This window comes from Asticcacaulis sp. AND118, from assembly GCF_020535245.1.
GTDB lineage: Bacteria > Pseudomonadota > Alphaproteobacteria > Caulobacterales > Caulobacteraceae > Asticcacaulis.
The window spans coordinates 1,458,609-1,484,576 of sequence record NZ_CP084910.1; the positions used below are offsets into that span (position 1 = coordinate 1,458,609).

The 25,968-nt window shown below is 63.8% G+C and carries 20 protein-coding genes; 11 read left to right on the plus strand and 9 right to left on the minus strand.

Annotated elements, in window-relative coordinates; genetic code table 11:
- Positions 1–117: 117 nt before the first annotated feature.
- The 3 genes from LH365_RS07025 (at position 118) to LH365_RS07035 (ending at position 2,494) form a co-directional block, all read left to right on the plus strand.
- The gene (locus tag LH365_RS07025) at positions 118–1,587 is read left to right on the plus strand and encodes a leucyl aminopeptidase (protein ID WP_226742966.1); all 1,470 of its coding nucleotides are present in this window, start codon (positions 118–120) and stop codon (positions 1,585–1,587) included.
- Between the two features lie 125 nt (positions 1,588–1,712).
- On the plus strand, positions 1,713–2,162 hold the full coding sequence (locus LH365_RS07030; RefSeq protein ID WP_226742967.1) for a DNA polymerase III subunit chi: 450 nt from the start codon (positions 1,713–1,715) through the stop codon (positions 2,160–2,162).
- Positions 2,159–2,494: a proteinase inhibitor i78 gene (locus LH365_RS07035; RefSeq protein WP_226742968.1), complete on the plus strand. Its 336-nt coding sequence runs from the start codon at positions 2,159–2,161 to the stop codon at positions 2,492–2,494. The genes LH365_RS07030 and LH365_RS07035 overlap by 4 nt, the downstream gene beginning before the upstream one ends.
- A gap of 44 nt (positions 2,495–2,538) precedes the next feature.
- Here the strand turns inward: LH365_RS07035 and LH365_RS07040 are convergent, their stop codons facing one another.
- Positions 2,539–4,440 carry an ABC-F family ATP-binding cassette domain-containing protein gene (locus LH365_RS07040; protein WP_226742969.1) on the minus strand — a complete coding sequence of 634 codons (1,902 nt, stop codon included), beginning with the start codon at positions 4,438–4,440 and terminating at the stop codon, positions 2,539–2,541.
- Between the two features lie 97 nt (positions 4,441–4,537).
- Here LH365_RS07040 and ndk point away from each other — a divergent pair, with 97 nt between their 5' ends.
- Positions 4,538–4,954, plus strand: coding sequence for a nucleoside-diphosphate kinase (gene ndk, locus LH365_RS07045; protein WP_226742970.1), 417 nt, complete (start codon positions 4,538–4,540; stop codon positions 4,952–4,954).
- Between the two features lie 315 nt (positions 4,955–5,269).
- On the opposite strand, the gene rnd is transcribed toward ndk, so the two are convergent.
- The gene (rnd, locus tag LH365_RS07050; RefSeq protein ID WP_226742971.1) at positions 5,270–6,418 is read right to left on the minus strand and encodes a ribonuclease D; all 1,149 of its coding nucleotides are present in this window, start codon (positions 6,416–6,418) and stop codon (positions 5,270–5,272) included.
- Between the two features lie 216 nt (positions 6,419–6,634).
- Between rnd and purM the strand changes: the two genes are divergently transcribed.
- From purM to LH365_RS07065, 3 genes are all read left to right on the plus strand, one after another.
- Positions 6,635–7,663 (plus strand): phosphoribosylformylglycinamidine cyclo-ligase, encoded by a 1,029-nt coding sequence (gene purM / locus LH365_RS07055; RefSeq protein WP_226742972.1) that lies wholly within the window; start codon positions 6,635–6,637, stop codon positions 7,661–7,663.
- 124 nt (positions 7,664–7,787) lie between these two features.
- Complete coding sequence (gene purN, locus LH365_RS07060) at positions 7,788–8,363, plus strand: phosphoribosylglycinamide formyltransferase (protein WP_226742973.1); 576 nt, start codon at positions 7,788–7,790, stop codon at positions 8,361–8,363.
- 84 nt (positions 8,364–8,447) lie between these two features.
- On the plus strand, positions 8,448–10,514 hold the full coding sequence (locus LH365_RS07065) for a S46 family peptidase (RefSeq protein ID WP_226742974.1): 2,067 nt from the start codon (positions 8,448–8,450) through the stop codon (positions 10,512–10,514).
- Positions 10,515–10,724: 210 nt separating this feature from the next.
- On the opposite strand, the gene LH365_RS07070 is transcribed toward LH365_RS07065, so the two are convergent.
- From LH365_RS07070 to LH365_RS07080, 3 genes are read right to left on the minus strand one after another with little or no spacing between them, the layout of a single operon-like run.
- Entirely contained in the window at positions 10,725–12,251 is a 1,527-nt protein-coding gene (locus LH365_RS07070) for a Ppx/GppA phosphatase family protein (RefSeq protein WP_226742975.1), read from the minus strand.
- On the minus strand, positions 12,232–14,472 hold the full coding sequence (locus tag LH365_RS07075) for an RNA degradosome polyphosphate kinase (RefSeq protein WP_226742976.1): 2,241 nt from the start codon (positions 14,470–14,472) through the stop codon (positions 12,232–12,234). The genes LH365_RS07070 and LH365_RS07075 overlap by 20 nt, the downstream gene beginning before the upstream one ends.
- A gap of 39 nt (positions 14,473–14,511) precedes the next feature.
- On the minus strand, positions 14,512–15,177 hold the full coding sequence (locus LH365_RS07080; protein ID WP_226742977.1) for a DnaA ATPase domain-containing protein: 666 nt from the start codon (positions 15,175–15,177) through the stop codon (positions 14,512–14,514).
- 333 nt (positions 15,178–15,510) lie between these two features.
- Here LH365_RS07080 and aspS point away from each other — a divergent pair, with 333 nt between their 5' ends.
- Positions 15,511–17,292 (plus strand): aspartate--tRNA ligase, encoded by a 1,782-nt coding sequence (gene aspS / locus LH365_RS07085; RefSeq protein ID WP_226742978.1) that lies wholly within the window; start codon positions 15,511–15,513, stop codon positions 17,290–17,292.
- Between the two features lie 133 nt (positions 17,293–17,425).
- On the opposite strand, the gene LH365_RS07090 is transcribed toward aspS, so the two are convergent.
- Positions 17,426–17,911 (minus strand): pentapeptide repeat-containing protein, encoded by a 486-nt coding sequence (locus LH365_RS07090; RefSeq protein ID WP_226742979.1) that lies wholly within the window; start codon positions 17,909–17,911, stop codon positions 17,426–17,428.
- Between the two features lie 476 nt (positions 17,912–18,387).
- Between LH365_RS07090 and LH365_RS07095 the strand changes: the two genes are divergently transcribed.
- Positions 18,388–19,443, plus strand: a complete 1,056-nt coding sequence (locus LH365_RS07095; RefSeq protein ID WP_226742980.1) for an aspartate-semialdehyde dehydrogenase — start codon at positions 18,388–18,390, stop codon at positions 19,441–19,443.
- 199 nt (positions 19,444–19,642) lie between these two features.
- On the opposite strand, the gene LH365_RS07100 is transcribed toward LH365_RS07095, so the two are convergent.
- A complete protein-coding gene (locus LH365_RS07100) occupies positions 19,643–22,399 on the minus strand; it encodes a ribonucleoside-diphosphate reductase (protein ID WP_226742981.1) in 2,757 nt (918 codons plus the stop codon).
- 292 nt (positions 22,400–22,691) lie between these two features.
- On the opposite strand from LH365_RS07100, the gene LH365_RS07105 reads away from it, so the two are divergent.
- Complete coding sequence (locus LH365_RS07105) at positions 22,692–23,087, plus strand: NADH:ubiquinone oxidoreductase subunit NDUFA12 (protein ID WP_226742982.1); 396 nt, start codon at positions 22,692–22,694, stop codon at positions 23,085–23,087.
- A complete protein-coding gene (locus LH365_RS07110) occupies positions 23,087–23,896 on the plus strand; it encodes a DUF2155 domain-containing protein (protein ID WP_226742983.1) in 810 nt (269 codons plus the stop codon). Before LH365_RS07105 ends, LH365_RS07110 begins: the two co-directional genes overlap by 1 nt.
- On the opposite strand, the gene aat is transcribed toward LH365_RS07110, so the two are convergent.
- A complete protein-coding gene (gene aat / locus LH365_RS07115; RefSeq protein ID WP_255606732.1) occupies positions 23,833–24,426 on the minus strand; it encodes a leucyl/phenylalanyl-tRNA--protein transferase in 594 nt (197 codons plus the stop codon). The genes LH365_RS07110 and aat overlap by 64 nt on opposite strands.
- A 171-nt stretch (positions 24,427–24,597) precedes the next feature.
- On the minus strand, positions 24,598–25,953 hold the full coding sequence (gene accC / locus LH365_RS07120; protein ID WP_226745456.1) for an acetyl-CoA carboxylase biotin carboxylase subunit: 1,356 nt from the start codon (positions 25,951–25,953) through the stop codon (positions 24,598–24,600).
- Between the last annotated feature and the right edge of the window lie 15 nt (positions 25,954–25,968).

Genomic DNA, 25,968 nt, shown 5'->3' on the forward strand with positions numbered 1-25,968 from the left:
GACTGTGACCGTCTTGCCACGCCCCGGTAAAAGGTGCTTAAACGGGCCCGGATCGCGGGCCCCCGCCTGAAAGACAGGTGATGAGCGCCGCCCGCCGCTTACGCAGATGGAGTTTCCATGCAGATCGAACTGTCCGCCAACATCCCTTCCGACACCGCCCTGGCCGTTATCGTCGGCGAAGGCCTGAGCCTGACGCAGGGCGCCGAAGCGCTCGACGCCGCCACCGCCGGACACCTGAGCGCGGCGCTGAAAAAGGCGGGGTTCACCGGCGCCAGGGGCAAGGTGCAGACGGTTTCGGCGCTGGCCGATCAGTCCTATGCCGCGCTGGCGGCGGTGGGCGCCGGTCCGCTGGCCGACCTTAAGGGCCAAGCGCTCGAATCGGTGGCCGGCAGCCTGTGGCACGGCCTGAAGGCGTCGGGCCTGACCGCGGTGGCGCTCGATCTGTCGGGCTTTTCGGCGCAGGACGTGGCGACGGTACGTTTCGCCCTGACTCTGGCCTCCTACCGCTTCGACAAATATTTCGGTCAGGCCAAGCTGGATAAGCTGCCGGCGTTGAAGACGATCACGCTGGTGACTTCGGAAGCCGCTGCCGCCGAAGCCGCGTATCAGCCGTTGAAAGCCATCGCCGACGGCGTCATTCTGGCGCGCAATCTGGTGTCGGAGCCGCCGAACGTCCTCTATCCGGAGTCGTATGCGCAGATCATCAAGGGCTACGAGTCGCTGGGCCTCAAGGTCGAGGTGCTGGGCGAGGCCGAGATGCAGGCGCTGGGCATGAACTCGCTGCTGGGCGTGGGGCAGGGCTCGCGCAAGGAATCGAAGCTGGTCGTCATGCAATGGAACGGCGCGGGCGACGCCCGGCCGGTCGCTTTTGTCGGTAAGGGCGTGACCTTCGACACCGGCGGCATTTCGATCAAGCCCGCCGAGGGCATGGAAGACATGAAGTGGGACATGGGCGGTTCGGCCGCCGTGGTCGGCGCCATGGTCGCTCTGGCCGGGCGCAAGGCCAGGGTCAATGCCGTCGGCATCGTCGGTCTGGTCGAAAACATGCCGGACGGCAATGCCCAGCGTCCGGGCGATGTGGTCACCGCCATGTCGGGCACGACGATCGAGGTCATCAATACCGACGCCGAAGGCCGCCTCGTTCTGGCCGACGCCCTGTGGTACTGTCAGGACCGCTTCAAGCCGCAGTTCATGATCGATCTGGCCACCCTGACCGGGGCTATGATCATCGCGCTGGGCATGGATTATGCCGGGGTCTTCTCGAACAATGACGATCTGGCCGATAAGCTGGCCAGCGCGTCGAAGTCGGTGTCGGAAAACACCTGGCGTATGCCGCTGCCGCCGCAATACGAAAAGCAGATCGATTCCAAGATCGCCGACATCCGCAATATCGGCGGGCGTCCGGCGGGCTCGATCACCGCCGCCCTGTTCCTGCAGCGCTTCGTCAACGACGTGCCGTGGGCGCATATCGATATCGCGCCGACGGCGTGGACCAATGAGCAACGCCTGACCACCGTACCCGAAGGCGGCACGGGCTTCGGCGTACGCACGCTGAATGCGCTGGTTGAAGCGTATTACGAGCAATAATTTAACCCCCTCTCCCTTGAGGGAGAGGGCCGGGGTGAGGGGGAACCCTACATTCCGTTTCCCCCTCACCCGGCCCTTACGGGCCACCCTCTCCCTCAAGGGAGAGGGGTGCTCTTTAAATCGTAATGACCCAGGTCTGGTTCTATCACCTCGAACGCACACCGCTGAAGGCCGCCCTGCCGGACCTGCTCGAAAAGACCCTGCAGAAAGGCTGGAAGGCCTATGTGCTGGGCGAGGCGGGCGACACGCTCGACGGCCTCGATCAGCACCTGTGGGCCTATCGCGAAGACGCCTTCCTGCCGCACGGGCTGGAGAGCGAAGCGCAGGGCCCGCGTCAGCCGGTGCTGCTGGGCGACAGCGCCGCCAATGCCAACGGCGCAGAGGTGCTGTTCTCGGTTTCGGCCATGAATTTGCCCGAACTTTCGCCGTATCAGAGGTGTCTGATCCTTTTCGAGGGGCAGGACGAGACGCATCTCAACTGGGCGCGCGCCCAGTGGAAGACGCTCAAGTCCCAAAACCTCGATCTGGCCTACTGGAAGCAAAACGACGCAGGTCGTTGGGAGAAGGTCCAATGATGAAGAAACTGGCCGCAGGTTCCGCATTCCTCGTGGTGGCCGCCTGTTCGACGCCCGCCCCGCCGCCGGCGCCACCCCCGCCGCCGCTCGTGTCGCGCCCGACGCCGCAAAAGCCGCCGGAACTGAAACCCGTCGATACCGACCGCTGCGGGGCCACCGACCTGCAATATCTGATCGGCAAGCCGCGCACGGAAATCCCGGTGCCGCTGGAGCCTTCCAAACGTCGCGTGCTGTGCTCGACCTGCGCCGCGACCATGGATTACCGCGCCGACCGTCAGACGATCGTGTTCGACACCGAGACGGGCATCATCAAGTCGGTCAACTGCGGCTAAGCCACATATCTCCTCCCTGCGCGGAGCGTGGGGAGGAGGGAAGCCTACAACCCTGCCTCACTCTTGGCCGTTTCATAGATTTCGGCGGCTTCCATCCAGTCGCCTTCCATCTTCACCAGATCGTCCTCAAGCTTCGCCTTTTCCTTGCCGAGCTTTACCGCTTCGGCCGGGGCCTTCACGTAGATGTCGGCGTCCGAGAGCTTGAGGTCGAGCAACTTGATCTTGTTGCCCAGAGTCTCGATCTGACGCTCGAGGTCGTCGGCCTTCTTCTTCAGCGGCGCGATGGCGTTACGGGCGGCGGCCGCGGCCTTGCGCGCGTCCTTCGAATTGACGCCCACCGGCTTGTCTTTCGCGATGGCCTGCGCCTCTTCGCGCGTCGCGGTCTTGGCGCGCTCGACCACCAGTTTGGCGTAGTCGTCCATGCTCCCGGTATAGGTCTTCACCGTCCCGTCATTGACCAGCCACAGCTTGTCCGCCACCAGTTCGATCAGCGAGCGGTCGTGGGTGATGATCAGCACCGCGCCCTCATAGTCGTTCAGCGCGTCGAGCAGGGCGCGGCGCGAGTCGATATCGAGGTGGTTGGTCGGTTCGTCGAGGATCAGCAGGTGCGGGCCGTCCATCGCCACCATATTGAGCAGCAGGCGCGCGCGCTCGCCGCCCGACAGGTCTTTCACTTTCGTTTCGACCTTTTCGACCGTCATGCCGAACGAGCCCAGACGGCCGCGGCGTTTCGATTCGGTCTCGTCCGGGCGGGCGCGGCGCATCATCTCCAGCGGCGTGTCTTCCGGGTCCATCGCCTCGATCTGATGCTGATGGAACCAGGCCACGGTCATGCGGCGGTCGCGCCACTGCGTGCCGTGCATCTCGGTCAGCGCCCCGGCCAGCAGTTTGGCGAAGGTCGATTTACCCGCGCCATTGACCCCCAGCACACCGATACGATCGTCGGGATCGAGGCGGATGGTGACATTGCGCAGGATGACCGTGTCGCCATAGCCGATGGCGGCGTCGTCCAGACGCAGGATCGGCGGGGCCAACTCCTTTTCTGGCGAGGGCAGACGGAAGGGCGCGACGCGGTCCTGAATATTGGCAGCGATCGGCGGCAGCTTTTCCAGCTTCTTCATGCGCGACTGCGCCTGAGACGCCTTGGACGCCTTGGCGCGGAAGCGGTCCACAAAGGCCTGAAGGTGGGCGCGCTCGGCCTCCTGCTTGGCGGCGTTGGCGGCGTTGAGGCGGGCCTTTTCGGCGCGCATCCGCTCGAAATTGTCGTAATTGCCGCTGTAATAGTCGAGCCTCTGACCCACGACGTGCACGATGGCGTCGACCGACTCGTTGAGCAGGTCGCGGTCGTGCGAGATCATCAGGGCGGCATTGGGATAGCGCTTCAGCCGGGCTTCGAGCCACAGCGCGCCCTCGAGGTCCAGATAGTTGGTCGGCTCGTCCAGCAGCAGCAGGTCAGGCTCGGCCAACAGCGCCCCGGCCAGCGCCGCGCGCATCCGCCAGCCGCCGGAAAAGTCCGAGATGGGGCGCGTCAGGTCGGCATTGGAAAAGCCCAAGCCGCTGAGGATTTCGGCTGCCCGTGAGGGCGCACGATCCGCCCCGATGGCATAGAGGTCGTGATGGATTTCCGCCTGCTGCATCGGATCGGCGGTTTCAAGCGCTTTCAGCAGGTTGGCGCGGCGCGTGTCGATGGCCAGCACGGCGTCGATGAGGTGCTGCGGCGAGGCGGCGATTTCCTGATCGACGCTGGCCACGCGCCAGCCCTTTGGCGTGGTGATTTCGCCGCCGCCCGGTTGCGACTTACCCAGGATCAGCCCGAACAGGGTCGATTTGCCGACGCCGTTCAGCCCCACCAGACCGGCCTTGGTGCCCGGCGGCAGGCTCAGGCTGGCGCCGTCGAAAAAGCGGCGGCCATAGGCGTCGTAGGTCAGGTTGGTGATCTGAAGCATGAGACTGTAAAAAGCGTCGTAAAAAACAGGTTGGCGGATGCGTTGGGCCTCGCTATAAGCCGCCCAACTTCAAACGCAAGACAATTCAGGATTTCCTATGTCCCGCACCTTCTCGATCATCAAGCCCGACGCCACCCGCCGCAACCTGACCGGCGCCATCAACGCCGTCATCGAATCCGCCGGCCTGCGCATCGTCGCCCAAAAGCGCGTGAAGCTGTCGACGGCTCAGGCCGAGCAGTTCTACGGCGTCCACAAGGAGCGCCCCTTCTTCGGCGAACTGGTCGGTCAGATGACCGCCGAGCCGGTCGTGGTTCAGGTGCTGGAAGCCGACGACGCCGTGCCGAAGTACCGCGCGGTCATGGGTGCCACCAACCCGGAACAGGCCGAAGAGGGCACGATCCGCAAGCTGTTCGCCCTGTCGATCGGTGAAAACTCGGTCCACGGTTCGGACTCCGACGAAAACGCCGCTATCGAAATCGCCCAGTTCTTCACGGAAGACGAAATCGTCGGCTAATCCGCGATCCCTCGCTGGAAATTGAAAACCCCCGCCGGACGCTCCGGCGGGGGTTTTTGTTATTCTAGAGCGAGATGATTTAAAGTGGAAACATCATCTCGCTCTCAGTTTTTGAGTGGTCGCGCAATTTTTCCGAAAAGTGGTGCCCACTTTATCGGATTGCGCTCTAATATCCTCCCCTGTAGCGCAGCGTACGGGGGAGGTGGCAGCGAATGAAATGAGCTGACGGAGGGGGCAAACAACAGAGCAATGCCCCTCCGCTTCGACGCGCTTCGCTGGCTCAGCACCTCCCCCGCTTCGCAGGGGAGGATGCTTTTAATCCAGTTCGACCACCTCAACGCGGACGCCGTTGAGCACCAGCGCCAGTTCGCCCTTCTTGAGCTTGATAGCGTCGTCGCCGAACACCTTGCGCCGCCAGCCTTCCAGCGCCGGGACATCGGCCTTGTCGTCCAGCGCGATCTTTTCCAGATCGGCCACGGAAGCGATCAGTTTCGGCGCGACGCCCTCATCTTCGCAGCGCACGCGCAGCAGCACCTTGAGCAGTTCGACGACCGAGGCCGGGACCTGCATCGGCGGCGGGGACTTATCGACCTTGGGGGCGTACTTGTCCGGGTCGGCCAGCGCCGTCTGGATCACTTCGCACAGTTCGATGCCGAATTTCGACGCGCCGAAGCCCTTGGGGGTCGAGCGCAGACGGTCGAAGGCCGCCGCGTCGGTGGGCAGTTGCGTGGCGATCTCGTCCACGCCTTCGTCCTTGAGGATACGGCCGCGCGGCTGGTCGCGCTCCTGCGCCACGCGTTCGCGCCACGCTGCGACCTCCTTGAACACCGCCATATATTTCTGCGAGGGCTTGCGCGGACGCAAACGCCGCCAGGCGTCGTCGGGCGAGGTGTTGTAGAGCTTAGGATCGGTCAGGTCGGCCATTTCGGCGGCGACCCACTCGTAACGGTTCTGCGCCTTCAGCTTTTCGACCAGCTTGGGATAGAGCCGGGCCAGATGCGTCACATCGCCCAGCGCGTATTGCAGTTGCTGTTCCGACAGGGGGCGGCGCGACCAGTCGGTGAAGCGCGAGCCCTTGTCGATATCGACCTTGATCACCTGCCGCACCAGCGAATCATAGGCGACCTGATCGCCGAAGCCCGCCGCCATCGCCGCGACCTGCGTGTCGAACACCGGCGCGGGCATGGCCCCCAGATTGTTGAAGATTTCTACGTCCTGACGGCAGGCGTGGAACACCTTGAGGATGTTCGTATCGGTCAGGATGTCGAGAAACGGCTTGAGGTCGAGACCCGGCGCCAGCGGATCGATAATGGCCGCGTGTTCCTCGGAAGCGGCCTGGATCAGGCACAGCTTGGGCCAATAGGTCGTTTCGCGCATGAATTCCGTATCGACGGTGATGAACGGGGCGCTGGCGATCTTGCTGCAGAATTCGGTGAGGGCGGCGGTGGTTGTGATTGTGGGCATAAGACGACTTTGTGCGTGAAGCTCGACGGGGATGCCCGTCTTTTTCCACGGCGATGAGAGAAGAGGACCGCACGGCGACGATCCGGCGCACGATTTGACGAATTTGCGAATAGCTATAGCAAGTTTTTGCGGGACGAAAAGCGTCAAGCCCGCTATAGAGCGCCCAAATCACCCTCAAATCGCTTTTTTTGGCGCGCACACCTAAGGTTAGCTTTTATGACCGAGCCCCAATCCAACGGCCTCACCTATGCCCAGTCCGGCGTCGATATCGATGCGGGCGAAGCGCTTGTGGACGCCATCAAGCCGCTGGCCAAGGCGACCCGTCGTCCGGGCGCGGAAGCCAGCCTCGGCGGGTTCGGTGCGCTGTTCGACCTCAAGGCCGCGGGCTATGACGATCCGCTGATCGTCACCACGACCGACGGGGTGGGCACCAAGCTGCGCATCGCCATCGACACCAACCGCCACGATCAGGTCGGCATCGACCTTGTGGCCATGTGCGTCAACGACCTCCTGGCGCAGGGCGCGGAGCCGCTGATGTTCCTCGACTATTACGCCACGTCCAAGCTCGACATCGACACCGCGCGTCGCGTGGTGGCCGGCATCGCCGAAGGCTGCAAGCGCGCGGGCTGCGCGCTGGTCGGCGGCGAGACGGCGGAAATGCCGGGCATGTACGAAGGCGAGGACTACGATCTGGCCGGGTTCAGCGTCGGCGCGGTCAATCGCGACAAGGTGCTGCCGAAACTCGCCGCGCAGGCCGCCGGCGACCTGATCATCGCGCTGGGCTCTTCGGGTCCGCACTCCAACGGCTATTCGCTGATCCGCAAGGTGGTCGAGCGTTCGGGGCTCGGCTGGGCCGACGACGCGCCGTTCGCCACCGAAAAGTCGCTGGCTCAGGCCCTGCTGGAGCCGACGCGCATCTATATCAAGTCGGTCCTGCCGCTGATGAAGGCGGGGCTGGTCACCGGCGGGGCGCACATCACCGGTGGCGGTCTGATCGAAAATCCGGGCCGCGCCATCGCCGAAGGTCTGAAGGCCGAGTTCGACTTCGACGGCTGGGTCTTCCCGCCGGTCTTCCAGTGGCTGATGGAGGTCGGCAATATCGAGAAGCGCGAAATGCTGCGGACCTTCAACTGCGGCGTTGGCTTCGTGCTGTATGTGAAGCCGCAGAATGCCGATGCGGTTCTGGCGGCGCTGCTCAATGCGGGCGAAGACGCCTTTATCTGCGGTCAGTTGGTCGCGGCGTAATTATCAACCTCCTCTCCCTGAGGGAGAGGGTTGGGGTGAGGGGGGCTTCGGAGGCTCCGGCTCCCCCTCATCCGGCGCTGGCGCGCCACCTTCTCCCTCAAGGGAGAAGGGAGGGTTTGCGAATATGAAAACCAAAACCGCCATCTTTATTTCCGGGCGCGGGTCCAACATGATGGCCCTTGTCGAAGCCGCGAAATCGCCTGACTTTCCGGCGGAGTTCGTCGCCGTGGTCTCGAACGATCCCGCTGCCGCCGGTCTCGACTGGGCGGCGTCCCAGGGCATCGAGGCGCTGGCCGTCGATCACAAGCCCTTCGGCAAGGACCGCGAAGCGCATGAGCGCGCCATCGACGCCGAACTGCGGGCGCGGGGCGTCGAATTCATCTGTCTGGCCGGTTATATGCGCATCCTGACCCCGTGGCTGGTCGGTCAGTGGGAAGGGCGGATGATTAATATCCACCCTTCGCTGCTGCCTAAGTACAAGGGTCTGCACACCCACGAACGCGCCATTGCGGCTGGCGATGCCGAAGCCGGGTGCAGCATCCACTGGGTGTCGGCGGGCGTCGATGAAGGGGCGCTGATCGCTCAGGCCCGCGTGCCGATAGTCGACGGCGACACGCCCGACACGCTGGCGGCGCGCGTGCTCAAGGAAGAGCACAAGCTCTATCCGGCGGCGTTACGGGACATTTTGTCGAAAAACTGACACATGCGCGCAATGTTTCTTGCGCAACCAAAGCGGTGATGTAAAGTCCACGCCCTGTTACAGATTTACACAGGGTTCCCGCTCATGTCCTTGAAATCCTTCCTCACCTATGGCGCCGCCTTCGCGCTGGCTGCCGTTATGGCCCCTGCCGCTAATGCCGACGAAGGCATGTGGACCTTCGACAACTTCCCCGCCGCCAAGGTCAAGGAAACCTACGGCGTGACGCTCGACAAGGCGTGGATGGACAAGGTGCAGGCCGCCGCCGTGCGCCTGTCGAACTGCTCGGCCTCGGTGGTGTCGCCGGACGGTCTGGTCCTGACCAACGCCCACTGTGTCATCGCCTGCGCGCAGGACCTGTCGACGCCGCAGAACGACTACGTCAATGATGGCTTTCTGACCAACGCCCGCACCGAAGAAAAGGCCTGCCCCGGTCAGTCGGCGGAAATCCTTCAGTCGATCACCGATGTGACGAAGGAGATCAACGCCGCGGCCCAGGGCCTGACTGGCGCGGAATTCGTCAAGGCGCAGAACGCGAGGGCGGCGGAGCTTGAAAAGGCCGGATGCGGCGACGACAAGATCATCCGCTGTCAGGTGATCAGCTTCTATCAGGGGGGCGAGTACAAGCTCTACAAGTACCGCCGCTATACCGACGTGCGTCTGGTCTTCTATCCGGAGTACAAGGCCGGCTTCTTCGGCGGCGACCCCGATAATTTCAACTTCCCGCGCTACAACCTCGATTCGGGCTTCCTGCGCCTGTACGAGAACGGCCAGCCGGTGAAGACGCCGCAGCACCTGAAACTCGCCACCACCGCGCCCAAAGAAAACGAACTGGTGCTGGTTGCCGGCAATCCCGGTTCGACCAGCCGCCTGCTGACCGTGTCGCAGCTTGAGACGCTGCGCGACGTGACCATCCCGACCCAGCAGCTTATGCGCTCGGAACTGCGCGGTCGCTTCATCCAGTTCGGCGCGGAATCCGAAGCCAACAAGAAGATCACGGTCGATACCCTGACCAATCTCGAAAACGGCTTCAAGGTCTTCTACGGTCAGCAATTGGCCTTGCAGGACCCCAGGGTCATGGAGGCCAAGCGCGCCGAAGAAGCCGCGCTGAAGGCCGGCATGAGCGCCGAGGACAAGGCGGCGTTCGGCGATCCGTGGGCCGATCTGGCACAGGTTCAGGTGGCGGCGAAAGACCTCTACCTGCCGTACTATTTCCTCGACTCTTCGATGGCTTCGTCGAATCTCTTCACCTACGCCCGCACCCTGGTGCGCGCCGCCAGGGAACGCGCCAAGCCGTCGGCGGAGCGCTTGCCGGAATATGCCGACACGCGCCTGCCGCTGGCCGAAAAGCGCGTGCTGGCCGAAGCCAACATCATCCCGGCGCACGAGCGCATCGTCCTCGAATTCCGCCTGCTCAAGGCCCGCGAATATCTGACGACCGACAATGCCGTGACGCAACTGATGCTGGGCAAGGAGTCGCCCGAAGGCCTGTCGAAGCGCCTGATCGAAGGCACCAAACTGGCCGATCCGGCGGTGCGCAAGGCTCTGTGGGAGGGCGGTCTGGCGGCCATTCAAGCCTCCGACGACCCGATGATCCAGTACGCCCTGAAGATCGACGATCAGGCTCTGGCCGTGCGTAAGGAATACGAGGCGAAGGTCTCAGGCCCGACGCGCATCGCCGCCGAAAAGATCGCCAAGATCCGCTTCAAGGCCTATGGCAACACCACCTATCCGGACGCGACCTTCAGCTTGCGTCTGTCCTACGGCAAGGTGACGGGCTGGACCTATCGCGGCCAGACGGTTCCGGCCTTCACGCAGATGAACGGTCTGTTCGACCGCGCCACCGGCAACGATCCGTACGAATTGTCGCCGAAGTTTGCCGCCGCCAGGGCCAAGCTCGACCCCAAGGTCGTCTATAACTTCTCCTCGACCAACGACATCATCGGCGGCAATTCCGGCTCGCCGGTGATCAACGCCAGGGCCGAGGTCGTGGGCGCGGCCTTCGACGGCAATATCCATTCGCTGGGTGGGGCCTATTATTACGACGGCACGATCAACCGTACGGTGACCGTGGCCTCGACCGCCATTCTCGAAGCGCTGGACAAGGTCTATGGCCAGAAGGCGCTGGTGAAGGAACTGACGGCAGGGAAGTAAGGCTCAACCCTCCTCCCTGTGCCGAAGGCATGGGGAGGTGGCAGGCTGCGAAGCAGGCTGACGGAGGGGGATTACGCTGTCGCTGACACGTGTGCAGCCCCTCGAAATCAGAAAAGGCCGGGGTTCGCGTTCCCGGCCTTTTTCCGTGTCGTCCCCCTCCGCCTCGCAAGCTCGGCACCTCCCCATTGCTGCGCAACAGGGAGGAGGGAGTCAGTAGCTTCCCATCTTCAGGCTCAGCTTCAGCCCATTGGCCAACGCCTTGGCGCGCTTCTTGGTCTGCTCCCCCAGCAGCAGGTCTTCCCAGCCGCTCTTGGCCTCCAGCACCAGATCGCGGCCCTGTTGCGTCAGGTGCGCATGATCCAGCAGCGCCCCCGACTTGGCCGACAGGTCGCAGCCCAATCGCAGCGCGAGGCCCAGTTGCGTCGCGCGCTCAAGGCCGTCATCGCCCAGAATACGGCTGATCAGCACCGGCTCCTTGGTGTAGGCATCGCCGGAATAGCGCGTGAACAGGGTGCAGGCGAGGAAGACGCGCTCCTGATGGTTCTGGCCCGGGATCGGCGCACGCAGCACCTGATCGCAGACGAGGTCGGCACGGTGGTCCGGGTGCAGCAGCGCGCCCATGTCGGACAGCTTGGCCGCCGCGCGGATCAGGCGCACGTCGGGCACGTCGATGTTCGAGGCGGTGTCGTAGAAGTCGCAGACCCACTGCGCCAGAGCCGGGCCCATATCGCCGCTGATGCCCTGACGTGCCCCCAGCGCTGCGCAGCCTTCGATGAGCGGGTCGCGCTTCTGGACGTCCTGCGGCAGTTGCTCGAACAGGACGCCTTCGCGCAGGCCGTTGGCCGAGAAGTTGATGGTGTCGAAGCCGAAGGTCTCGATCAGGGCCTGCAGCACCAGCGCGGCGTAGGCGAGGTTTTCCATCCGCCGCCTGGTGACGCCGCGGATACGCTCCAGCGAGGCGGGCGACTGGGTGGCGATGAGACGGCAGATATTCAGGGCCTCGCGCGCCGGCAGTTCGAACTGCTGGACGATCTGCAGCGGATAGTTGGCCTTCTGCATCCAGATGATGGCGAGGTTGCGCCACGCGCCGCCGACGGCATGAAAGGTTGCGAACTGAAATCGATCTTTGTGCGGTTTCAGAACCTCACGGATGCGCTCCATCGTCTTGTCGATATTGACCGGGGCCGGCGCCCCCAGCGCGAACGGCCCCAGCGGCAGGGTGATGCCCTTGAAGGCGTTGTCGCCCTGCAGGTCGATCAGTTCCAGGCTGGACCCGCCGAGGTCGCCGACCACGCCCACCGCGTCATCGTGCCCGCACAGCACGCCCAGAGCCGAATAATAGGCCTCTTCGGCGCCGCTGAGCACGCGGACCTTGAAGCCCGCCTGTTCCTCGATCATGTGCGTCATGACGTGACCGTCTTCGGCCTCGCGGATGGCGGCGGTGGCGACCGTATGGACCTGCGCCAGCGGATAGGAATCGATGATGAACCTGAACCGTTTCAACGCGATCAGCGTGTCGCGGCAGCCCGTCGGGCTGAGTTTGCCGCTGCTCAGCAGGTCGCGGCCGAGACCCGCCAGCACCTTCTCGTTGTGCACCGGCCATATCGAGCGCCCTTCGACGCGGTAGATGACCAGACGCACGGAGTTGGAGCCGATATCGATGACGGCGGTGTAGTAGGCGGCGGGCAGGGCCGTCACGGCGGGAAGGGGGGCGAAGCTACTTTCGGGCACCGACATGATCAAACGCTTGAGGCAGATCCTTGACGCCGCGACCTCTACCGGACAGCGACGGGTTTGTCATGAAATATTCGTGCGCCGAGAAGGGCTTATCCAGACCCGTCGTGTCAAAGCGCATATAGGTGCCGTCAGACGACAGGTGCCATGACTGGGCTTCGTCATTGAAGTTGGCGACCATGATCTGATCGAGCACCTGACGGTGGACCGTGGGATTGTCCACGGGGATCAGGGTTTCGACGCGGCGGTCGAGATTGCGGCTCATCCAGTCGGCGGACGAGATGAAGACGCGCGCCTGATCGGACGGCAGGGCGTGGCCGTTGGCGAAGCAGACGACGCGGGTGTGCTCCAGGAAGCGGCCGACGATCGACTTGACGCGGATATTGTCCGAATAGCCCGCCACGCCCGGTCGCAGGCAGCAGATGCCGCGGATGACGAGGTCGATCTGCACACCGGCCTGCGACGCCTGATAGAGCTTGCGGATGATCACCGGATCGACCAGCGAATTCATCTTGGCCCATATCTGCGCCGGCTTTCCGGCACGGGCGTTGGCGATCTCCTGATCGATCAGGTAGATCAGGCCCTGTTTGAGCGTCACGGGTGAGAAGTAGAGTTTTTCCATCACGTCGGGACGCGCATAGCCGGTGATGAAGTTGAAAACGCGCATGGCGTCGCGCCCCAGCCCCGGATCGGCGGTGAACAGCGACAGGTCCGTATAGACCTTGGCCGTGACCGGGTGATAGTTGCCCGTGCCGAAGTGGCAATAGGTGCGTAAGGAATCGCCTTCGCGGCGGGCGACGACGCTCAGCTTGGCGTGGGTTTTGTACTCGACGAAACCGTAGACGACGTGGACGCCGGCGCGTTCCATGGCCCGCGCCCAGCGCAGATTGGCCTCTTCGTCGAAGCGCGCCTTGATCTCCACCAGCGCCGTGACGTTCTTGCCCTGCTCGGCGGCCTCGATAAGCGCGGCGACGATGGGCGAGTCCTTGGAGGTGCGGTAAAGCGTCTGCTTGATGGCGATGACATTGGGATCGCGCGCCGATTGACGCAGGAACTGCACCACGGCGTCGAAGCTTTCAAACGGGTGGTGGACGAGGATGTCCTTCTCGCGGATGGCCGAGAAGATGTCGCCGGCATTGTCGCGGATGCGTTCGGGGAAGCGCGGCGTATAGGGCTTGAATTTCAGGTCGTTGCGGTCGGGCGGGATAAGCTGCGACAGTTCGGACATGCCCAGAATGCCATCGACTATGGTCACGTCCTGCGGCTGGGCGTGCAGTTGCTCGATGATGAATTCGCGCAGGTCTTCGGGCATGGAGGCGCCGATCTTGACCCGCACGACCGAGCCGAGGCGGCGCTGTTTCAGCAGGGCCTCGAACTCACGCACCAGATCTTCGGCCTCTTCTTCGATTTCGATGTCCGAGTCGCGGATGATGCGGAAGACGCCCTTGCTGAGGATGTCGAAGCCGGGGAATATCTGCTGGGCGAACATGACCACCATGCCCTCCAGCGTCACGAACTTGCGGCGCGTGTTCTGCCCGCGCGAGGTGCTGCCGATTTCCCAGAAGCGACGCACGCCGGTCGGAATGGGCACCAGCGCGTACAACACCTTGGAATCGGCGCGGCGCTGGAGCTTCAGGGCGATACAGAAGCCGAGATTGGGGATGAAGGGAAACGGGTGGGCGGGGTCGATGGCCAGCGGCGTCAGTACGGGGAAGAGCTGCTCGTGGAAGCGCTTTTCCAGCCACGCCGTGTCGGTCTTGGTGACCTCCTTGTGGTCGAGCAAGACCAGCCCGTTGGCCGACAGTTCGGCCTTGAGCTTGGACCAGATGGTCTGCTGCTTGTTCATCAGAGCCTGAGCGACCTTATTGACGGCTTCAAGCTGCTCGGCAGGGGTGTGGCCGTCCTCGGACAGGATGCGCACGCCTTCGCGCACCTGACCCTGCAGGCCGGCGACGCGCACCATGTAGAATTCGTCGAGATTGTTGGCCGAGATGGAGAGGAAGCGCAGACGCTCCAGCAGCGGGTGGCGGGGATTTTCGGCCTCTTCGATCACCCGCTTGTTGAAGGCCAGCCACGACAGTTCGCGGTTGATATAGAGCGCGTCGCCCAAAGGCTCGTCCGAGGTCAGGTCAACCCGAGACTCTGGCTGAGATTCTGGCCGCGTCTCCGCCGCCGCCTGTTCGGTCGTGCGGATAATCTCATTGACGGTTTCGGAGGCGGGCATAGCGGTCGAGAATCCTTTTTTATTTATGCGTTTGCCCGACTAAATCTCATCCCAATCGCTGAACCAAGACATATTTTCGCTGGTCTCGATAAATTGACGGGCGAGGCTGCGGGTAAAGGCGCGACCGTTGGCATATGCCTCAAGACCCGTGACAATTTTTTGAGCGTGGGCCAGCGATCGCTCCATGCGGCGGCTCAAATATTCGAGCACGTCGTCGGACGGGGTAATCACGCGCGCCTCGAACAGCTTTTTCAATACGTTTTTGAGCAGTTCGTCATCCGGCTCCGGCATATCGACGACGCGCATGGCCTTCAGGCGCGATTCGAAGTCGGGAACGGTGATGGTCCATTGTGCCGGGTGCAGGCGCGACAGGAGCAGCAGGCGGCCTTCGGCAATGGTGCGGTTATACAGGTGGAACAGGGTTTCCTGATCGAAGCGCTCGGCCTCGTCCACGGCGATCAGGCTGGCGTCCCTCTCTTGGGGCATATCGGGCGTCAGCCAGGCTGCGCCATGGGTTTCGGCGAACAGGTGACCGGCATGGGTCTTGCCCGATCCCGCCGGGCCGGTCAGCACCAGATGCGGGTTCAGCCAGTCTTCGGGCGTCGTCAGCAGGTCGTAGAGGCCACGATTGGCGTCGGTGACGACGAAGTTCGCGGCCGCATAGGGAACAGGCAGGGACAGGTCGAGCGGGTACTGATGCGCCATAGGCTTAATCTAGGAAGCTGCGGCGCAGAAGGCAATCCGTGGGCGCATTATCGTATGGGGTAGTTCGGGGGGTAGTTCTGGGGAAAAGATTTCGTCACGGATGCACACGGATGATCGCCGGCGGCGATCGCACGGATATTCATACCGGCATGCCTCAGTCTTGCCTGAACCCTCCGTGGCCAATATTCAAAGTTCAAATGCAAAATACTTGCAAATAAAATCAATTTTGAAGCGCTGGTTTTTGCGGGGAGTCCGGACTGAAGTCTTGACAATCGGGGCCTGTCATGTGCCCTAGCCCCCAACCGTTTTTTGAGCCGGATTCAGAGACTCACAATGCATAGTTACCGTACCCACACCTGCGGCGCGCTGCGCGCCTCCGACGCCGGCGCCGACGTGCGCGTGTCGGGCTGGATTCACCGCAAGCGCGACCACGGCGGCCTTTTGTTCATCGACCTGCGCGACCATTACGGCCTGACCCAACTGGTGTTCAATCCGGACAGCCCCGGTTTCGCCAAGGTCGAGCGTCTGCGCGCCGAAAGCGTCATCCGCGTCGACGGCAAGGTCGTGGCCCGCGACGAAGCCACCGTCAACGCCAACCTGCCGACCGGTGAGGTCGAGGTCGTGGTGTCGGACGTCGAGGTGCTGTCGGAAGCCGCCGAACTGCCGCTGCCGGTGTTCGGCGAGCCGGAATATCCCGAAGAGATCCGCCTGAAGAACCGGTTCCTCGACCTGCGCCGCGAAACCCTGCACAAGAACATCGTGCTGCGTTCGCGCGTCATCCAGTCGATCCGCAACCGCATGGTCGAACAGGGCTTCCTGGAGTATCAGACCCCGATCCTGACCGCCTCGTCGCCGGAAGGCGCGCGCGACTTCCTCGTGCCGTCGCGTCTGCACGCGGGCAAGTTCTACGCGCTCCCGCAAGCGCCGCAGCAGTTCAAGCAATTGCTGATGGTGTCGGGCTTCGACCGTTACTTCCAGATCGCGCCGTGCTTCCGTGACGAAGACCTGCGCGCCGATCGCAGCCTGGAATTCTATCAGCTCGATATCGAGATGAGCTTTGTGACGCAGGAAGACGTCTTCGCGGCCATCGAGCCGGTGATGCACGGCCTGTTCACCGAGTTCGGCGAAGGCAAGCGCGTTTCCAGCTATCCGTTCCAGCGCATCCCCTACAAGGAATCGATCGCCAAGTACGGTTCGGACAAGCCCGACCTGCGCAACCCGATCGAGATGCAGGACGTGTCCGAGCATTTCCGCGGCGGCGGCTTCGGCCTGTTTGCGCGCATCCTCGAAAACAGCGCCAATGCCGTGTGGGCCGTTCCGGCGAAAACCGGTGGTTCCCGCGCTTTCTGCGACCGCATGAATTCGTGGGCGCAGGGCGAGGGCCAGCCGGGCCTCGGCTACATCTTCTGGTCCGACGATCAGGGCGCGTGGGGCGGCCCCATCGCCAAGAATCTCGGAAACGAGGCCACCACGGCGCTGATGACGGCTCTGGGTCTGGGTCAGGGCGACGCGGCCTTCTTTGTGGCCGGCGACCCCAAGGTCTTCTACAAGTTTGCCGGTCTGGCGCGCACCAAGGTCGGCACCGATCTGAAGCTGGTGGACGAGGATCAGTTCCGCTTCTGCTGGATCGTCGACTTCCCGATGTTCGAGTACAATGAGGACGAGAAGAAGGTCGATTTCTCGCACAACCCGTTCTCTATGCCGCAGGGCGAGATGGAAGCGCTCCAGACCAAGGACCCGCTCGATATCCTGGCCTATCAGTACGACATCGTCTGCAACGGCTATGAGCTGTGCTCCGGCGCGATCCGGAACCACAAGCAGGAGATCATGCTCAAGGCCTTCGAGATCGCGGGCTACGGCGCCGATGTGGTCGAAAGCCAGTTCGGCGGGATGCTCAACGCCTTCAAATACGGCGCGCCGCCGCACGGCGGTCTGGCCCCCGGCATCGACCGCATCGTGATGCTGCTGGCCGGTCAGACGGCGATCCGCGAAGTCATCGCCTTCCCGCTGAACCAGCAGGGTCAGGACGTAATGATGAGCGCGCCGTCGGACGTGACGGAGAAGCAGTTGAAGGAACTGCATATCCGGACGCAACTGCCGATCAAGGTGAGCTAAAACGAATGGGGTGTGGGGCCTGCGGCCCCGCAAGCCTTTTTACTTTCAACAGAAAAGCCTGCCGGATTTTCCGTCAGGCTTTTCTTTTGAATATAGAAGACGTGGGGTCACGGACCCCACACCCCATAACTTGTCAGCACACCGGGACGCGGATGCCGCGCGGCGGGACGGTCGTCTTGTCGCCGCAGGCCTGATCCATCATGCTTTGCGTAATGCCGCGCGCCGAGCCCATTTCCGCGCCCGAAAAATTGACGCCGTGCAGGGTCGCACCGGCGAAGTTCGCGCCTTCGAGATACGCGCCGACAAAGGTCGCATTGGTCAGGTTGGCGCGCGAGAAGTTGGCATTGCCGAACAAAGAGCCGAAACCGTTCAGGTCGCGCAGGTCGCCGCCGGCAAAGCTGGTGCGGTTGAACACGCCGGTCGACAGGTCGGCCTGACGCAGGCGCGCCCCGGCAAAGTTCTTGCCGGTCAGGGTCTTGCCGGAGAAGTCGGCCTGAAACAGGTTGCAGCCGGGGCAGGACGCGCCCGAACCCGCGCGGTCGATCTGAACGGGATTCTGCGCCGAAGCGGGAAGGGCGAACAGCGAAAGCGCGGCCACAGCCAGAGCGATGCGTTTCATGATGGGACACCTCTGTTGGTTTGGCCTTCTCAAAGCAAGATCGGGGCCTGTGGCGCGTTGCGACAATTTCTCATACCTCCCCAACTTGTTGGGGAGGGGGACCGCACGAGCCAGCCGATAGGCTGGGGAGATGTGGTGGTGGGGTATCTTCGGATATCTCCACCTGCAAAGTCTGCTGAAATTCACTAAGGCCCCCACCACCACGCCCTTCGGGCGCGGTCCCCCTCCCCAGTGAACCGGGGAGGTATAATAAGCGGTTTACAAATCCCCTCTTTGCCGCTAAAGGCGGTTTCATGTCCATGATGACCGCCATTAAAGCCACTACCAAGCCGACCCGCTGCCGCGGGGCCGGTCTGGTTGTGCTGACGGTTTGACGCCTTAAGCCACTGGACGAAGCCCCGCGGATGCGCGGGGCACGGTTTTACAGAAAACCCGACACCTCGCGCCTCCTCGCTCAAAACCGGAGACGTGACCCTATGAACGACCAATCCCATTATACGCAGTTTCCCAATGTGGGGATAGTTGGCGCCACCGGCCTTGTCGGCGGCATGATGCTGTCCATCCTGGCCGAACGCGCCTTTCCGCTGAACAAGTTGCGCCTGTTCGCCTCCAGCCGTTCGGCGGGCAACCGCGTGACCTTTGGCGACCGTGAGATCGTGGTGGAGGACGCTTCCGCCGCCGACTATAGCGGGCTCGACATCGTCTTCTTCTCGGCGGGCGGCTCGACCTCGAAGGCGCTGGCGGAAAAGGTCGCGCAGGCCGGGGCCGTCGTCATCGATAACTCGTCGGCCTGGCGCAGCGACCCCGACGTGCCGCTGGTCGTGGCCGAGGTCAATCCGCACGCCCTGAAGCATACGCCCAGGGGCATCGTCGCCAACCCCAACTGCACCACCATGGCCGCCATGCCGGTCCTCAAGCCGCTGCACGAGGCGGCAGGCCTGAAGCGCCTGATCGCCAGCACCTATCAGGCGGTGTCGGGCGGCGGCATCGAAGGCGTCGAAATCCTGCGCGATCAGATCGTCGCGGGTGCGGACGGTTGCGCGGCTCTGGCGCAGAACGGCGATAGCGTGGACCTCGGCGCCGTGCGCAAGTGGACCGTGCCGATCGCCTATAATGTCGTGCCGCTCAACTACGTGCGGGGTGAAGACGGCTATACCGAGGAAGAACTGAAACTGCGCGACGAGAGCCGCAAGATCCTTGAAATCCCTGAACTGGCCGTGTCGGCGACCTGCGTGCGCGTGCCCGTGTTTACGGGGCACTCGCTGTCGATGAATGTCGAGTTCGAGCGTCCGCTTTCGGTCGAGACGGCGCTGGAACTGCTGGGCAATGCGCCGGGCGTCGAGATCAGCGAAGTGCCCAATCCGCTGACGGCGGCGGGCAAGGATCAGGTCTTCGTCGGCCGCGTCCGCCGCGACCCGACCGTGGCGCACGGCCTGACCCTGTTCGTGAGCGGCGACAACCTGCGCAAGGGCGCGGCGCTCAATGCCGTGCAGATCGCCGAAGAATGGCTGAAGCAGAAGGCGTGGGCGTAAATCCTATCATACCTCCCCGCCTTTGGCGGGGAGGGGGACCGCACGAGCCGAAGGCGAGGTGCGGGGGTGGGGTATCTTGCGAAATTTCCACCGGCAAAGTGTGTTGGCATTCAGTAAGAACCCCCACCCCCACATCTTACTTGCCTTTGGCAAGCTCGTGCGGTCCCCCTCCCCATCGGAGATGGGGAGGTATGATTTGTTACTCCCCCTGCGCTTCGGGCGGGAAGTCCTTTTCGTCGCTTCTGGGCGTCTTGCGCGCGAAGGGCACGACGACCAGATTGTCCGGCTGACCGCGCATGAAGCCCTTGGAGATAAGCTGCGAGGCGGCGATGCCTTCGTTTTCGCCGTCGGCCAGTTTGGAGAGCCCATGCCCCTGACCCAGACCGTCGGCGTTCAGTTCGTCCGGGTCGGCGTTCGACAGGTCGTCGCGGTTGAGGTACGAGATCGCCAGCTCACGGAAGATATAGTCGAGGATCGAGGTCGCCGAGCGGATCGAATCGTTGCCGGCGACCGGGCCGGCGGGTTCGAAGCGCGTGAAGACGAAGGCGTCGACAAATTCATCCAGCGGTACGCCGTATTGCAGCCCGATCGACACGGCGATGGCGAAATTGTTCATCAGCGAGCGGAAGGCCGCGCCTTCCTTGTGCATGTCGATGAAGATTTCACCCACCGAGCCGTCGTCATATTCGCCGGTGTGCAGATAGACCTTATGGCCGCCGACGCTGGCCTTCTGGATATAGCCCTTGCGGCGGTCGGGCAGCTTTTGGCGCTCGCGGTCGCGTTCGACGATCTTCTCAATCACAGTCTGCGCCGGGGTTTCGCGAACCGGCTCCGGAGCGGGGCGGCGGGCCTCATCGAACTCCGGAATCTCCAGCGTCAGGGACGGCGGAGCGGGCTGGCGCTTGAGACCAAGGACGCGCAGACCGCTTTCCGCCGCCTGAGCCATTAGTTTCAGCGCGTCGGGCACGCCCTGATCCCAGTCGAGCACGATCGGCGCGGCGGCGGGGGCCGAGGCGAAGCTTTCCAGCTTCTGCCGCAGCGCCAGGCGCGCCTTTAGCCCCGGCGCGGCAAGGCGTTGACGCAAGGCGTCGGGCAGGCCCGTCGTGTCGTCGCGGCCGAAAACAAAGGCGTCGGCCTCGCTGATTTCGGCGGTCGTGAAGCCCATCAGGCTCAACAGGCTGAAGCCCGGCGCGTGCAGGTCTTCGTCGCTGACGCCCCAGATATCCTTGATGAAATCGGCATCGAGAACCGCAGGCGACACCACGGCTTCGAGGCCGGAGGCAGTGATCAGCGCGGCCTCGATGGCGGCGATTTCGAAATCGCTCAGGCCCCTGGCTTTCAGCGTCTGGGCATGGATATGCGGCGCGCCGTCCAGCGTGCGATGCCCCAGCAGGTGCGTGCGCACGGCGTCGCGGTCTTCGCCGCTCAGGCCTTGCCACACGGCGGGGTGCAGGCCGCGCACGAAGACGCCGTCGGCGCCTTCCATGGCTACGGTCAGGGCGGTCAGCGGCGCGTCGCCCAGCGTTACGCCCAGTCGCAGCGACAGGTCCGGATCGCTGAACAGGGTGGTCGTCTGCACGTGGCGCAGGCCGGTGGCCTTGGCCAGTTTCAGCGCTGCCTGCAACCGCGTCAGGGCCTGCGCCTTCAGGCCGGCGCTCTTGAGGCCCGACAGGCGGTAGAGCTTCTGGCTGAGGGCCGAGATGCGCGCGTCGCGCTCGGCTTTGAAACCGGCATAGGGCGTCAGGTGACGCGACAGGACGGCGGAGGCGTGGACGCTTTCGGCGTCGAGCACGGCCATCACGGCGGCGGCGAAGTCCAGCCCGTTTTCCGCCTGTGCGCTCAGGCCCAAGGCCAGAAGAGTCTCGCTCAAACCGGCGACGTTCAGGCCCAGCGGACGGTGGTGGGCGATACGTCGGGCGGCTTCGGGCGTGGCGGCGAAGGCGAGGTGGCTTTCGATGTCCAGCGCCACTGTCCACAGGGCGGCGCAGGCGGCAAAGCTGTCGATGTCGAAACCGGTGTCGCCGACAAAACCATAGACGTTCAGCGCGGCGCGCGGCGCGATCAGGGCGTCGTCCAGCGCCTCGGCGGCGTCCGGATCGAAGGCCAGCCACAGGCGGCCGCTTTCCAACGCCGTCTGCGCCGCCAGCCGACCGGAAGGATCGCCGGCGGCTATAAGGTCGCGGCGCGCGGTCACGACAACCGGCGTGGCCGGGTGCTCTGGTTCGACGGTCTGCAGCGACCAGTCGGGCAGGGCGCTGTCGCCGGTCAGGCCGTCGGCGGACTGGATCACCGACTGGATCAGGGCGTCGGAGGCCCCCAGACGGCGGGCCTTCAGCGCGGCGCGGGCCAGGGCCGGATTGTGTTGCAGGCTGGCGCGCTGTTCGCCCTCGGCACGTGCGATGGCGGCGGCGATACCGGACAGGGCGGCGTGCAACTGATCGCGGGTGGCGCGGGCGACGGCTTCGGAGCGCGCCCCGACCAGCAGGTCGCGCAATTCGCGCACGCAGGCGTGGTCTTCGATATCGGCGTAGCGGGCTTCGGCCGGGGCGGCCTTGGGCGCGTCCAGCAGCGGCAGGCGATGCCCGGTCTTCAGCGTCGTCGCGGGCGCGGCCAGGCCCAGCCGCAGGGTGGCGGCCAGTTCGGCGGCAAAGGCCTGTGCTTCGGATTCCGCCAGTATGCCCAGCACGCGGCCCCACGCGGCGAGGCGATGGGCGTAGAGGTCGAAGGCGCCGTCGAGTCCTTCGGCGACCGGCGGAAACGCCCCTTCGGGCAGGTCGCGCGGCAGGGCCTCGACCCAGTCGTACCAGGCTTCGGTCTGAGCCGTCGTCCAGTCGCGAGGGCACAGGACGGAGAAGGTTTCCGGGCCGCGCTCGATCTCGCGCCATTCATGCAGGGTGTTGGCGATTTCCGCGCGCGCGGCGAAGGACAGGTCGGGCAGGACAGAATCGCCAGTCATTATCTTTCCCATTCGCTTCCCCCGGCTTCGGATGTCGCGACGCGTTCGCCTGTCAGACGACTGCCTCAGCGATCTGGGGATAAAGCCTAGCCTGATTTTAACCATTCATCAATAAATGTGGGGCTGGATGCATGATCCATCCACAATATGTTGCGGTAGGTCGGATTGGGGGATAATTCGCCGATCGCGATGTTCGAAGCGCTTTACGCAGGTGCGGCGGGGCTTTATAAGTCAGGCATTGCTTATTATCGGGCGGAATCGAATTCCGTCATCTTGTGGATTGGGTAAGACCTTGCTGGACAAAGCCTTCTTGTGGTGGAGCGGTGCGACGCTCGGTACGCTGTTCACCATCGGCCGCACATCGAAGCACGTCGGAACCGACGAATTCGGCAACAAGTACTATCAGGCCCGTAACACCAAGGAAAGCTACGGCGACAAGCCGCGCCGCTACGTGATCTATAACGGTTACGCCGACGCCTCGAAAATCCCGCCCGACTGGCACGGCTGGATGCACTACATGTACGACGAGACGCCGACGGATGCGCCCCTGCCGCGCAAGGCGTGGGAAAAACCGCACCTTCCGAACCTGTCGGGCACGCCCTTCGCGCAATTCCCCAAGGGGTCGCTGAGCGCCGAAGGCGAGCGTCAGGCGTCCAAGTCGGGCGATTACGAGGCGTGGAAACCCTGATGAGAAAGACCGGCGTGATGGTGCGGGCGCTATTGCTGATGGCCGGCGTGGCAGCCATCGCCTTGCCGCTGTATGCCCAGAACATCCCGCCGGACGAAGAAGCGCCCCGTAGAGGTGATCGCCGCGACGCGCGCGACAATGCCGACTATGATCCGGAACCCTATTACATCGACGGCGTCGAGTATAAGCCCTACGATCCGACCGGGGGTAAACGCACTCAGCCGCAGCGCGCCACCAATACCCAGCCGGTAAATCGCCCGGCCGCCCCGGCGGCTTCCCAGCCGCAGGGCGTAGGCGCCGGTACGCCGACCGCTTCGGCCCCTGCGGCGGCCACAGGGCAATCCGCTTCTGGGACGCCCTATGTCGATTCCACCGGTCAGGTGGTCGGCAATGCGCCTGTCGCCAGCAGCGCCGCCGAATCTTCCGAAGCCCCCATTGTCGTGCCGCCGGAAAAGCGCGTGCGCTATGGCGCGGCCATCCTGACCGTGCTGGACAAGGTGACCGGCGACACCATCCGCTTCGAAGCTCCGGTGGGCAAGCCGAAGCGCCATCGCGGCATGGTCTATACGGTGAAGGCCTGCGAAACCTCGGCTGAGGACGAGGCGATGAGCGACACCATGACCTATCTGGAGGTCCGCACCTCGCCGCAGCCGGCGGCCAACGGCACGGTGCCCAAGCCCAAGGACGTGTTCAAGGGCTGGACCTACGCCTCGACGCCGGGCCTGAACGCCATGGAACACCCCATCTACGATGTCTGGGTGGTGAGCTGCAGGACGCCGCTGCCGGTGACGGCGGTCGCCAGCCGGTAGAAATCGCCCTCGACCGAGAGCGCATCTTTCAGCCTGTCCTTATAGTCTTCGCGCGGAATTTCCACGACGCCGAACTGCCGCAGGTGGTCGGTGAGGAACTGACAGTCGAGCAGGCGATAACCGCCGGCGCGCAGCCGCGCCACCAGATGCACCAGCGCGATCTTTGACGCATCCGTGGCGCGCGACACCATGCTCTCGCCGAAAAAAGCCCCGTTGATGGCCACGCCATAGAGGCCGCCGATCAGCCGCGCCCCGTCCCAGACCTCGACGCTGTGGGCCAGACCGCGCGCGAAGAGGGCCTCGTAAAGCTCTTGAATCGAATGGGAAATCCACGTGCTCTCGCGGTCGCGCGCGCTTTCGGCGCACAGTTCGATCACCTGCCGGAAGGCGGTGTCGATCTTCACCGTGAAGGGGGTATTGCGCACCGTACGCGCCAGCCGCGACGGCACATGGACGCCGTCCAGCGGCAATATGCCCCGCAGCGGCGGATCGACCAGAAACAGGGTCTCATCGTCGCGCGCATCCGACATCGGGAAGATGCCGGTGCGGTAGCACTGAACCAGATCGTCGAGGGTGAATTCCTGCACAACTTTACCCTTAGTCCCCTCTCCCCAATGGGGAGAGGGTTAGGGTGAGGGGGCTTCCCCCTCATCCGGTCTTCGTTTCACTCAGACCACCTTCTCCCCGCAGGGCGAAGGGAATTAGACCTTCGCCTCTTCCTGCGCCTTGATCCACTTTTCCAGCCAGTGGATATTGTAATCCCCCTTCTGGATATCGGTTTCGTTCAGCAGGTCGAGGAACAGCGGGATGGTGGTGTCGATGCCGGCCACCACGGTTTCCTGAAGGGCGCGCTTGAGGCGGGCCAGGGCTTCCGGACGGTCGCGGCCATAGACGATCAGCTTGCCGATCATCGAGTCGTAATAGGGCGGGATGGTGTAGCCGTTATAGACGGCCGAATCCATGCGCACCCCCAGACCGCCGGGCGCGTGGAAATCGGTGACCGTACCGGGCGACGGCACGAAGGTGCGCGCGTTTTCGGCATTGATACGGACTTCGATGGCGTGGCCTTTCAGGTCGATATCGGCCTGTGTGAAGGACAGGGGCAGGCCCGCCGCAATGCGGATCTGTTCGCGGACCAGATCGACGCCGGTGACGAATTCGGTGACCGGGTGTTCGACCTGAAGGCGGGTGTTCATCTCGATGAAGAAGAACTCGCCGTCCTCGTACAGGAACTCGATGGTGCCGACGCCGAGATAGCCGATCTTGCGGATGGCTTCGACGACGATCATGCCGATCTTGTCGCGCGCGGCGGCGTCGATGACCGGCGAGGGGGCTTCTTCGAGCACCTTCTGGTGGCGGCGCTGCAGCGAGCAGTCGCGTTCGCCGAGGTGCACGACATTGCCGTGGCTGTCGGCGATGACCTGAATCTCGATATGGCGCGGCTTCTGGAGGTAACGCTCCATATAGACCGTGCCGTCGCCGAAGGCGGCGGCGGCTTCGGTCTGGGCGCTCATCACCTGTTCGGCCAGCACGTCGGCATTGGCTGCGACCTTCATGCCGCGCCCGCCGCCGCCGGCAGCGGCTTTGATGATCAGCGGGAAGCCGATGGACTTGGCCGCCTCAATGGCGTCCTCGACCGTGGCGACGCCGCCGTCCGAACCCGGAACGACCGGTATGCCCGAATCCCTGGCGGCCTGCTTGGCGGTGATCTTGTCACCCATCAGGCGGATATGGTCCGGCTGAGGGCCGACGAAGGTCATGCCGTGCGCGCCGACGATTTCTGCGAAGCGGGCGTTTTCCGACAGGAAGCCGTAGCCGGGGTGGATCGCCTGAGCGCCCGTAATTTCGGCGGCGGCGATGATCGAGGGGATGTTCAGATACGACTTGGCGGCGGCGGGCGGCCCGATGCAGACGCTTTCGTCCGCCAGATGCACGTGCATGGCGTTGGCGTCGGCGGTCGAATGCACCGCCACGGTCGCGATCCCCATCTCCTTACAGGCGCGGATGACGCGCAAGGCGATTTCGCCGCGGTTGGCGATCAGGATCTTGTCGAACAGTTTGGGCGTGTCGGA